We start from the raw sequence: 10,298 nt of genomic DNA, 5'->3' as shown, positions 1-10,298 counted from the left end.
GGCGGCGCCGTGGCCTTCCTGCCCGGCAGCCAGGTCGATGTCCGCCCGGTGCGCGACGTGGGCCCGCTGATGGGCGTTCCGCAGCCGTTCCAGATCCTCAAGATGGATCGGCGCCGCGGCAACATCGTGGTCAGCCGCCGCGCGGTGCTGGAGGAGAGCCGCGCCGAGCAGCGCGCCGAGATCGTCGCCAAGCTCAAGGAAGGCGACATCGTCGAGGGCGTGGTCAAGAACGTCACCGATTACGGCGCCTACGTAGACCTGGGCGGCGTCGACGGCCTTCTGCACGTCACCGACATGGCCTGGCGCCGGGTCAACCATCCCTCCAAGATCGTCTCGATCGGCGAGACCATCAAGGTGCAGGTGATCCGGGTCAACAAGGAGACCCAGCGCATCTCGCTCGGCATGAAGCAGTTGATGTCGGATCCCTGGGAGTCGGTCTCGGCCAAGTACCCGGTGGGCATGCGCATCACCGGCCGCGTGACCAACATCACCGACTACGGCGCCTTCGTCGAGCTGGAGCCCGGCGTCGAGGGCCTGGTGCACGTCTCCGAGATGAGCTGGACCAAGAAGAACGTGCATCCGGGCAAGATCGTCTCCACCTCCCAGGAGGTCGAGGTGATGGTGCTCGACGTCGACCCGGTGAAGCGGCGCATCAGCCTCGGGCTGAAGCAGTGCCTGGGCAACCCGTGGGAGAGCTTCGCCGAGAAGTTCCCGTCCGGCACCCAGGTCGAGGGCGAGGTCAAGAACATCACCGAGTTCGGCCTGTTCATCGGGCTCGAGGGCGACATCGACGGCATGGTGCACCTGTCCGACCTGTCGTGGGACCGCCCCGGCGAGGAGGTGATCCAGGAGTACAAGAAGGGCGACATGGTCAAGGCCGTGGTGCTCGACACCGATGTCGAGAAGGAGCGCATCTCGCTCGGCGTCAAGCAGCTCGCCGAGGACCCCTTCGGCAACGTCATGCAGACGGTCAAGCGCGGCCAGGTGGTCACCGTGAGCGTCAGCGCCATCGAGGACGGCGGCATCGAGGTCGAGTACCAGGGGGTGAAGAGCTTCATCCGCCGCTCCGACCTCAGCCGCGACCGCTCCGAGCAGCGCCCCGAGCGCTATTCGGTCGGCGACCGGGTGGACGCCAAGATCACCAATATCGACCGGGCGCAGCGCAAGCTGGGCCTGTCGATCAAGGCGCGCGAGATCGCCGAGGAGAAGGAGGCCGTGGAGCAGTTCGGCTCGTCCGATTCGGGCGCTTCGCTCGGCGATATCCTGGGGGCTGCGCTGAAGAAGCAGCAGGAAGAGGACAAGTGACGGCCCGGCGGCCGTCGCCTGGCCCCCGATGAGCGCGACCGCGGACCTCATCCTCGAGCGGCGCCGGGCGCGGCGCAGCCTGACGTTCTGGCGCATCCTCGCCATCGCCGCGCTGGTGGTGGCGGCGTTCGCGGTGATCCCGCGCGTCGCCGCGCCGATCACCGGCGACCATGTGGCGCGCATCCGCGTCAGCGGGCTGATACTCGCCGATCCCCACCGCGCCGCCATGCTGCACCGCATCGCCCGGGACGATTCGATCAAGGCGCTGATGGTCGACATCAACAGCCCCGGCGGCAGCGTCGCCGGCTCCGAGGCGCTCTACGAGAACCTGCGCGCCGTGGCGGCGAAGAAGCCGGTGGTCGCGGTGATGTCCGAGGTCGCCGCCTCGGGCGGCTACATCACCGCGCTCGCCGCCGACCACATCGTGGCCCGCGGCAACACGCTGACCGGCTCGATCGGCGTCCTGGCCGAGACGCCGAACATAGCTGGGCTCCTCGACAAGATCGGCGTCAGCTTCATCACCGTGAAGAGCAAGCCGCTCAAGGCCGAGCCGAGCATGACCTCGCCGCCCGCGCCCGGCGCCATCCAGGCCGAGCGGTCGCTGATCGACGACAGCTATGCCTGGTTCAAGGGCCTGGTGAGCAAGCGCCGCGGCATCACCGGCGCGGCGCTCGAGGACGACTCGGACGGGCGCGCCTTCACCGGCCGGCAGGCGCTCAAGCGCGGGCTGATCGACGCCATCGGCGGCGAGGGCACGGCGCGCGACTGGCTGGCGCAAAAGCACGGCATCGCCCGCGACATGGCGGTCCGCGACTACGACTGGCACACCTCCGGGCTGCCCTGGCCGCTGAGCAGCGTCGGCCGCAGCCTGGCCAGCCTGTTGCTTCCGGATCGCCCCGTTGTATACCAGGGGCCTCGACTGTATGCTGTTGTGCAATAGACAAAAAGACGTTCGGCGTTGACCGGGAGGCCGGGCGGGGGCAGCTTTGTTCGCTGCTAAGGGAGAGCCGGGAATCACAACCACCCGACCGGGGGATCGAATGATAAAGTCGGAACTGATCCAGCAGATCGCAGAGGAAAACCCCCATCTGTTTCAAAGGGACGTGGAGCGCATCGTGTCGGTGGTCTTCGAGGAGATCACCTCGGCCCTGTCGCGGGGCGACCGGGTGGAGCTGCGCGGCTTCGGCGCCTTCTCGGTGAAAAGCCGCGACGCGCGCATGGGCCGCAACCCGCGCACCGGCGCGTCGGTCCCGGTCCCGGCCAAGAGGGTGCCCTTCTTCAAGGCCGGTAAGGAGCTGCGCGAGCGCATGAACGGCAAGGGCTGAGCGGCCCGCCGAATCGGAGACGTCAATGCGGACGATCAAGCTGATCGTGCTCGGCCTTCTGGCCGCGGTACTCATCGTCGTCGGCGTGGCCAACATGGCCCCGGTCGATCTCTACCTGCTGCCGCGCCCCATCTTCGGCGACCGCTGGGGCGTCACCGGCATCCCGCTGGCGGTGGTGATCCTGGGCGCGGTGCTGGTCGGCATCGTGATCGGCCAGATCGTCGAGTTCTTCCGCGAGCGCAAGCACCGCCGCGTCGCCGAGGAGAAGCGGCGCGAGATCGTCGAGCTGCGCCGCGAGGTGGCGCGGCTGAAGAACGAGCTGGGCGACCGCGCCGACGAGATGCCCCGGATCCCCGTCGGCTGACGCCCAGCCCGGCCGGGGCCGAGAACCGGGACCTGCAACTATGCGCGTCAAGATCTGCGGCCTGACCAGCGCCGCCGCGGTCGAGCACGCCGCGCGCGAGGGCGCGGCCTATGTCGGGCTGGTGTTCTACCCGCCCTCGCCGCGCGCGCTCGACCTGGCGGCGGCGCGCGAGGTCGCCGCGGCCGCGCCCGCCGGCGTCACGCGCGTGGCGCTGGTGGTCGACCCCGGCGACGCCATGCTCGCCGCGCTGGTCGCGGCGGTGCCGCTCGACATGCTGCAGCTGCACGGCGCCGAGAGCCCCGACCGCGTCGCCGCGCTGCGCGCGCGCTTCGGCCTGCCGGTGATGAAGGCCGTGGGCATCCGCGAGGCCGCCGATCTCAAGCAGATCCCCGCCTACGAGGCGGTCGCCGACCAGCTCCTGATCGACGCCAAGCCGCCCACCGGGGGGCTGCGCGAGGGCGGCACCTACCTGCCCGGCGGCAACGCGCTCAGCTTCGACTGGCGCCTGATCGCGGGGCGGCGCTGGGGCCGGCCCTGGATGCTGGCGGGCGGGCTGACGCCCGAGAACGTCGCCGAGGCCGTGCGTCTGACCGGGGCGGAGCAGGTCGACGTCTCCTCGGGCGTCGAGCGCGCGCCGGGCGTCAAGGACCTCGGCAAGATCACCGCCTTCATCCGCGCCGCGAGCGCCGCGTGATCGTGCGCGAGGCCCGCGCGGCGGATCTGGCGGCCATTGTCGCGCTGCTGGCCGACGACGGGCTGGACAAGGGCCACGAGGCGCCGGGCGACCCCGCCTACCGGCGCGCCTTCGATTCCCTGTCGGCGCAGCCCGGCAACGTCTATCTGGTCGCCGAGGAGGCGGGCGCGCTCCTGGGCTGCCTGCAGGTCACGGTGATCCACGGGCTGTCGCGGCGCGGCGCCGCGCGGGCACAGATCGAGGCGGTGCGCGTGCGCGCCGACCGGCGCGGCCGGGGCATCGGCCGGGCGCTGTTCGAGGCCGCCTTCGCGCGCGCACGCGCCGCCGGCTGCGAGCTGGTGCAGCTGACCACGGACCGGCGCCGCGCCGACGCGCTTCGCTTCTATCAGCGCCTCGGCTTCGCGGCCAGCCACTGGGGCCTCAAGCGCGATCTCTAGGCGCGATCGGCCATCGACTGCGCCCGCCATTGCCGCTAAAGAAACCCCCGAGTCGCCGGAGGACCAGCCATGAACCAGGACAAGCCGAACACCTTCCGCGCCGGCCCCGACGAGCGCGGCCGCTTCGGCATCTATGGCGGCCGCTTCGTCTCCGAGACGCTGATGCCGCTGATCCTCGAGCTCGAGGCCGAGTGGGGCCGCGCCCGCAACGACTCCGCCTTCTGGGCCGAGATGCAGGACCTGTGGACGCATTATGTCGGGCGGCCCTCGCCGCTCTACCACGCCGAGCGGCTGAGCGAGCGGCTGGGCGGCGCGCGCGTCTACTTCAAGCGCGACGAGCTCAACCACACCGGCGCGCACAAGATCAACAACGTGCTGGGCCAGATCCTGCTGGCGCGGCGCATGGGCAAAGAGCGCATCATCGCCGAGACCGGCGCCGGCCAGCACGGCGTGGCCACCGCCACGGTGTGCGCCCGCTTCGGCCTGAAATGCGTGGTCTTCATGGGCGCCACGGATGTCGAGCGGCAAAAGCCCAACGTCTTCCGCATGCGCCTGCTCGGCGCCGAGGTGGTGCCGGTCAAGGCCGGCCGCGCCACGCTCAAGGACGCCATGAACGAGGCGCTCAGGGACTGGGTGACCAATGTGCGCGACACCTATTACTGCATCGGCACGGTGGCTGGCCCGCACCCCTACCCGGAGATGGTGCGCGAGTTCCAGTCGGTGATCGGCCGCGAGACCCGCGAGCAGATGCTGGCGCGCGAGGGCCGGCTGCCCGACACGCTGGTCGCCTGCATCGGCGGCGGCTCGAACGCCATGGGCCTGTTCCACCCGTTCCTCGACGACGCGGGCGTGCGCATCATCGGGGTCGAGGCCGGCGGCCACGGCGTCGACGCGCGCATGGAGCACTGCGCCTCGCTGACCGGCGGGCGGCCGGGCGTGCTGCACGGCAACCGCACCTACCTGTTGCAGGACGACGACGGGCAGGTGCTCGAGGGCCACTCGATCTCGGCCGGGCTCGACTATCCCGGCGTCGGCCCCGAGCACGCCTGGCTGCGCGATGCGGGCCGGGTCGAGTATGTCTCGGTCACCGACCGCGAGGCGCTCGATGCCTTCCGGCTCTCCTGCGTCACCGAGGGCATCATCCCCGCGCTCGAGCCCGCCCACGCGCTCGCCCATGTGGCCCGGATCGCGCCCTCGCTACCGCGCGAGCATCTCTTGGTGATGAACATGTGCGGGCGCGGCGACAAGGACATCTACACGGTGGCCGAGGCGCTCGGCGACAAGATCTGAAGGACATCATGGCAAAGTTCAGCACAGGGGACCTGGTGGTCCTGAAATCGGGCTCCATGCGCATGTGCGTCGAGGAGGTCACCGAGGCCGGCGTCGCCTGCATCTGGTGCCACGAGGGCAGCATCGGCCGCGACCGCTTCGACGAGCGGCTCCTCAACAAGTGGGAGCACCGCGAGGACGACCGGCCGCCGCGCGGCGCCGGCCGACGCCCGCCGGGCGGCGGCGACCGCGACCGGGGGGGCGACCGGGGGGGCGACCGGGGTAGCGACCGGGGCGAGGACCGCCCGCGCCGCACCGGCTGGGACGGCAAGCCGCGCGAGAAGAAGTATTTTCGCAAGGACGAGAGCTGAGGCGCGGCCCGCGCCGCGCCCTGGTGAGGCATCTGGGACCGAGGGGAAGCGATGTCCCGCATCGACGCATGTTTCGAGAGGCTTCGCGCCCAGGGCCGGCGCGCCTTCGTCAGCTTCGTCATGGCCGGCGACCCCGACCATGAGCGCAGCCTCGAGCTGATCCGCGGCCTGCCCGGCGCCGGCGTCGACCTGATCGAGCTGGGCATGCCGTTCACCGACCCGATGGCCGACGGGCCAGCGATCCAGCTCGCCGGTCAGCGCGCGCTCGCCGCCGGGCAGACCATGGCGAAAACGCTCGCCATGGTGCGCAGCTTGCGCGAGGGCGACGCCGACACGCCGATCATCCTGATGGGCTACTACAACCCGATCTACTCGATGGGCGTGAAGCGCTTCCTCGCCGAGGCCAGGCAGGCCGGCGTCGACGGGCTGATCATCGTCGACCTGCCGCCCGAGGAGGACGACGAGCTGTGCCTGCCGGCCGCGCGCGCGGGGCTGCACTTCATCCGGCTGGCCACGCCGACCACCGATGAGAGGCGGCTGCCGAAGGTGCTCGAGAACACCTCGGGCTTTCTCTACTACGTCTCGATCACCGGCATCACCGGCGCCGCCGCCGCCCAGGCCGCGGCGGTCGCGCCCGAGGTCGCGCGCATCAAGGCCGCGACCGAGCTGCCGGTCTGCGTCGGCTTCGGCATCAAGACGCCCGAGGCCGCGGCGGCCATCGCCTCGGTCGCCGACGGCGCCGTGGTCGGCTCGGCCATCGTCGAGCGCATCGGCCGCGGCGACGCCCCCGCCGACGTCCTGGCCTTCGTCAAGACCCTGGCCGACGCCGCGCACGGGGTCTGAGCGCGGGCCGCGCGCGCACCGGCGCGGCTCACAGGCGCGCCGGCCAGTCGCGCGCCTGGTGGATCACGGCGAGGATTTCCACGTCGTCGCGGCCGATCCGGTAGACGACGATATAGGGCGTGCGCGAGATGACGAGCTCGCGCGTCCCCGCGATGCGTCCCTTGCGGCCCAGGCGAGGGTTGTCCGAAAGCAGCCGTGTCGCCGCATGCGTCCGGTCGATCACGTCCCGCGCCGCGACCGGATTTTCCCCGACGATCCACTCGAAGGCGTCATCCTGCTCGCGCAGCGCGCGGCGCGTCCATCTCACCCGCATACCTTGCGCCACTTGGCAAAGACTGCCTCAACCTCCTCGTCGGACGCGAACGCGCCCCGGTCCGCTTCCTCGATGCCGGCGCGGATCTGTGCTTCCTGCCAGTCGAGCTGGGCGAGATACTGCTCGATCGCCTCGTTGATCAGGAAGCTGCGGTCGCGCCGCAGCGCCGCCGCCAGCCGGTCCAGCCGGTCGCGCGCCTCCGCCTCGGTGCGGAAGGAAAGCGTCACCTTGCCCATCGCGTCGCTCCCGTATTGCCGAGTATCACAGTGTAATACGGCGTGACGCGACCGGCAAGTCCCGCGACCGGCAAGTCACCCGGCGTGCGCGAACTCCATGTAGAGCTCGCGCGCGCGCCGCGCCATCGGCCCGATCTGCAGGTGGCGCTCCTCGTAGCGCGTGATCGGCAGCACCTTGCCGGCATTGCCGGTGGAGAAGATCTCGTCGGCGCTCGCGAAGTCCTCGAGCGTCAGGATGGTCTCGTGCACCGTCACGCCGTCGGCGCGCAGAAGCCCGATCACCCGCTGGCGCGTGATGCCGTTCAAGAAGCAGCCGGTGGGGATCGGGGTCAGCACCTCGCCGTCGCGGGCCATGAAGATGTTCGAGGTCGCGGTCTCGGCCGCGTTGCCCAGCATGTCCTGCACGATGGCGTTGTCGAAGCCCTTGCTCCGCGCCTCGCGCAGCATGCGGGCGTTGTTGGGGTAGAGGCAGCCGGCCTTCACGTCCGTGGGCATGGTCTCGATGGTCGGCCGGCGGAAGCGCGTCGCGGTGATCGAGAAGCCGCGCGGCTCGGGCATCGGCCTCTCCGCCAGCATCACGGCGAAGCGCGTGCTTTCGGGGTCGGGCGCGACCATGTGGGACAGGCCCTCGGTCGCCCACATCATCGGCCGGATGTAGAGCGCCGTGTCGGGCGCGAACCTGCCCAGCCCCTCGCGCGCGATGGCCGCCAGCTCCTCGCCGGTCACGGGCGGGGCCAGCCCCATGCGCGTGGCCGACTCGGCGCAGCGCGCGCAATGGCGGTCGAGATCGGGCACCACGCCCTCGAAGGCGCGGGCGCCGTCGAACACCATCGAGCCCAGCCAGGTGGCGTGGTCGCCGACGCGCAACAGGGGCGTGTTGCCCTCGTGCCAGGCGTCGTTGAAGAAGGTCCAGATGCCGCCGCTCATCGCCGCTCTCTCATCGCCGCTTTCTCCTCGTCAGCCGGGGCAGAGACTGCGCCAAGCGCGGCGCCGACTCAAGGGGCGCCGCGTCGCGCCCCCCGCATTGCGCACCCCGTCTTGCGCGCCCCGCGTTGCGCCTCGGCCCGCATCGGATTATGAAGCGGGCCCAGCAGACACAGCCGCGGAGCCTGCATGAACTGGATCAGCGAGTACGTGCCGCCGAAGATCAAGTCGTTCTTCCAGCGGCGCGAGATGCCGGAGAACCTCTGGACCAAGTGCGACAGCTGCGGCCAGATGGTATTCCATCGCGAGCTGCGCGAGGCGCTCTACGTCTGCACCCACTGCAACTTCCACATGGCCATCGCGCCGCGCGAGCGTTTCGCGACACTTTTCGACGGCGGGCTGTTCACCGAGGTGAAGGTGCCCGAGGCGCTGGCCGACCCGCTGCATTTCCGCGACGAGAAGCGCTATACCGAGCGGCTCCGCGAGGCGCGACGCAAGACCGGCGAGCACGAGGCGATGCTGGTCGCCCAGGGCGAGATCTTCGGGCTCAGGACGGTAACGGCCGCCCAGGACTTCCGCTTCATGGGCGGCTCCATGGGCATGTCGGTGGGCAATGCCATGCTGGCCGCGGCCGAGACCGCGGTGAAGCTGAAGGCGCCGCTGGTGGTGTTCACCGCCTCGGGCGGCGCACGCATGCAGGAGGGGATCCTCTCGCTCATGCAGCTGCCGCGCACCACCATCGCGGTCGAGATGGTGCGCGAGGCGCGGCTGCCCTACATCGTGGTGCTGACCAACCCGACAACGGGGGGCGTCACCGCCTCCTACGCCATGCTGGGCGACATCCACCTCGCCGAGCCGGACGCGCTGATCTGCTTCGCCGGGCCGCGGGTGATCGAGCAGACCATCCGCGAGACCCTGCCCGAGGGCTTCCAGCGCTCGGAATACCTGCTCGATCACGGCATGATCGACCGCGTGGTGCCGCGCCAGCAGATGCGCGGCGAGCTGGGGCGCATCCTGCACATGCTGATGGGCCGCCCGCCCATCGTGCATGGCGAGCTGACCGGGCCGACGCCCGAGCCGGCGCAGGCGCCGCCCGCCGGCGACGATGCCGCGGCGCCGCCCGAAGCCGAGGCGAAGGCCGCGCAGAAGGCGGGGGAGAAGGCCGGTGCCAAGGCGGCGGCGAAGAGTGGGGCGAAGGCCGGCAAGGACTGAGCCCCCGAGGACCGAGCCCCCGAGGACCGAGCCCCCGAGGACCGAGCCCAGGGACTGACGTCAAGGACCGAACCGAAGGACCGACCCAGGTGAGCACGCCGGCCGACGAGCCTGCCCGCGCGCCGCAGCCGAGCGACGCCATCCTCGAGCGCCTCCTGGCGCTGCACCCCAAGATCATCGACCTCACGCTCGACCGGGTGTGGCGGCTGCTCGCCGAGATGGGCGAGCCGCAGCGCCGCCTGCCCCCGGTGGTGCACATCGCCGGCACCAACGGTAAGGGCTCGGCGCTGGCCATGATCCGCGCCGGCATGGAGGCCGCGGGCCAGCGCGTGCATGCCTACACCTCGCCGCATCTGGTGCGCTTCCACGAGCGCGTGCGGCTGGCCGGCACGCTGATCCCCGAGGCCGAGCTCGCCGCCGTGCTGGAGGAATGCGAGCGGGTCAACGCCGGCCGCCCGATCACCTTCTTCGAGATCACCACGGTGGCCGCCTATCTCGCCTTCGCGCGCACGCCCGCCGACTATACGCTGCTCGAGGTCGGGCTGGGCGGCCGGCTCGACGCCACCAACGTCATCGACCGCCCGGCGCTGACCGTGATCACCCCGGTCTCGCTCGACCACCAGCAGTATCTGGGCGAGACGCTGGGCGAGATCGCCTTCGAGAAGGCGGGCATCCTCAAGCCCGGCGTGCCCTGCGTGGTCGGCCCGCAGGAGGACGCGGCGCGCGCGGTGATCGAGACCCGCGCCGCCGAGCTGGGCGCGCCCCTGATGCTGCACGGGCAGGACTGGAGCGTGCGCGCCGAGCACGGCCGGCTGGTCTACGAGGACGGGCAGGGGCTCCTCGACCTCGACCCGCCGGCGCTGCCCGGCGCGCACCAGTTCGACAATGCCGGCATGGCGATCGCTGCGCTCAGGCAGCTCGGCTTCGACGAGGCCGCCTGCCGCGCCGCCGCGGCGCGGGCCGAATGGCCCGCCCGGATGCAGCGGCTGACGCGCGGGCCGCTGG

The 10,298-nt window shown here is 71.1% G+C and carries 14 protein-coding genes; 11 read left to right on the top strand and 3 right to left on the bottom strand.

Annotated elements, in window-relative coordinates; translation table 11 throughout:
- From AC32QD_RS12505 to trpA, 9 genes are all read left to right on the top strand, one after another.
- Positions 1-1,305 (top strand): 30S ribosomal protein S1 (locus tag AC32QD_RS12505; RefSeq protein ID WP_492010839.1); only part of this gene is annotated, 1,305 nt, incomplete at its 5' end.
- Positions 1,306-1,333: 28 nt separating this feature from the next.
- A complete protein-coding gene (gene sppA / locus AC32QD_RS12500) occupies positions 1,334-2,245 on the top strand; it encodes a signal peptide peptidase SppA (protein WP_492010838.1) in 912 nt (303 codons plus the stop codon).
- A 100-nt stretch (positions 2,246-2,345) separates the two neighbouring features.
- Positions 2,346-2,630: an integration host factor subunit beta gene (gene ihfB, locus AC32QD_RS12495; protein WP_492010837.1), complete on the top strand. Its 285-nt coding sequence runs from the start codon at positions 2,346-2,348 to the stop codon at positions 2,628-2,630.
- A 25-nt stretch (positions 2,631-2,655) separates the two neighbouring features.
- Positions 2,656-2,994, top strand: a complete 339-nt coding sequence (locus tag AC32QD_RS12490; protein ID WP_492010836.1) for a LapA family protein — start codon at positions 2,656-2,658, stop codon at positions 2,992-2,994.
- Positions 2,995-3,034: 40 nt separating this feature from the next.
- Positions 3,035-3,688, top strand: a complete 654-nt coding sequence (locus AC32QD_RS12485; RefSeq protein WP_492010835.1) for a phosphoribosylanthranilate isomerase — start codon at positions 3,035-3,037, stop codon at positions 3,686-3,688.
- Positions 3,685-4,125 (top strand): GNAT family N-acetyltransferase, encoded by a 441-nt coding sequence (locus AC32QD_RS12480; RefSeq protein WP_492010834.1) that lies wholly within the window; start codon positions 3,685-3,687, stop codon positions 4,123-4,125. The genes AC32QD_RS12485 and AC32QD_RS12480 overlap by 4 nt, the downstream gene beginning before the upstream one ends.
- A gap of 69 nt (positions 4,126-4,194) precedes the next feature.
- Complete coding sequence (trpB, locus tag AC32QD_RS12475; RefSeq protein ID WP_492010833.1) at positions 4,195-5,415, top strand: tryptophan synthase subunit beta; 1,221 nt, start codon at positions 4,195-4,197, stop codon at positions 5,413-5,415.
- Between the two features lie 8 nt (positions 5,416-5,423).
- Positions 5,424-5,765, top strand: a complete 342-nt coding sequence (locus AC32QD_RS12470) for a hypothetical protein (RefSeq protein ID WP_492010832.1) — start codon at positions 5,424-5,426, stop codon at positions 5,763-5,765.
- Positions 5,766-5,816: 51 nt separating this feature from the next.
- Positions 5,817-6,608 (top strand): tryptophan synthase subunit alpha, encoded by a 792-nt coding sequence (gene trpA / locus AC32QD_RS12465; protein ID WP_492010831.1) that lies wholly within the window; start codon positions 5,817-5,819, stop codon positions 6,606-6,608.
- 28 nt (positions 6,609-6,636) lie between these two features.
- Here trpA and AC32QD_RS12460 read toward each other — a convergent pair whose 3' ends face one another.
- The 3 genes from AC32QD_RS12460 to AC32QD_RS12450 all read right to left on the bottom strand — a co-directional run bounded on the left by AC32QD_RS12460 (position 6,637) and on the right by AC32QD_RS12450 (position 8,084).
- Positions 6,637-6,915 carry a type II toxin-antitoxin system RelE/ParE family toxin gene (locus tag AC32QD_RS12460; RefSeq protein ID WP_492010830.1) on the bottom strand — a complete coding sequence of 93 codons (279 nt, stop codon included), beginning with the start codon at positions 6,913-6,915 and terminating at the stop codon, positions 6,637-6,639.
- Positions 6,912-7,157, bottom strand: a complete 246-nt coding sequence (locus AC32QD_RS12455) for a CopG family ribbon-helix-helix protein (RefSeq protein ID WP_492010829.1) — start codon at positions 7,155-7,157, stop codon at positions 6,912-6,914. The genes AC32QD_RS12460 and AC32QD_RS12455 overlap by 4 nt, the downstream gene beginning before the upstream one ends.
- Before the next feature lie 75 nt (positions 7,158-7,232).
- Complete coding sequence (locus tag AC32QD_RS12450) at positions 7,233-8,084, bottom strand: branched-chain amino acid aminotransferase (RefSeq protein ID WP_492010828.1); 852 nt, start codon at positions 8,082-8,084, stop codon at positions 7,233-7,235.
- Between the two features lie 186 nt (positions 8,085-8,270).
- Between AC32QD_RS12450 and accD the strand changes: the two genes are divergently transcribed.
- Positions 8,271-9,293 carry an acetyl-CoA carboxylase, carboxyltransferase subunit beta gene (gene accD, locus AC32QD_RS12445; protein WP_492010827.1) on the top strand — a complete coding sequence of 341 codons (1,023 nt, stop codon included), beginning with the start codon at positions 8,271-8,273 and terminating at the stop codon, positions 9,291-9,293.
- Positions 9,294-9,382: 89 nt separating this feature from the next.
- Positions 9,383-10,298 (top strand): bifunctional folylpolyglutamate synthase/dihydrofolate synthase (locus AC32QD_RS12440; RefSeq protein ID WP_492010826.1); only part of this gene is annotated, 916 nt, incomplete at its 3' end.

The organism is Thermohalobaculum sp., from assembly GCF_058622915.1.
Note: the sequence above shows the minus strand (reverse complement) of the source record. Positions and strands in the feature narration are given on the sequence as shown.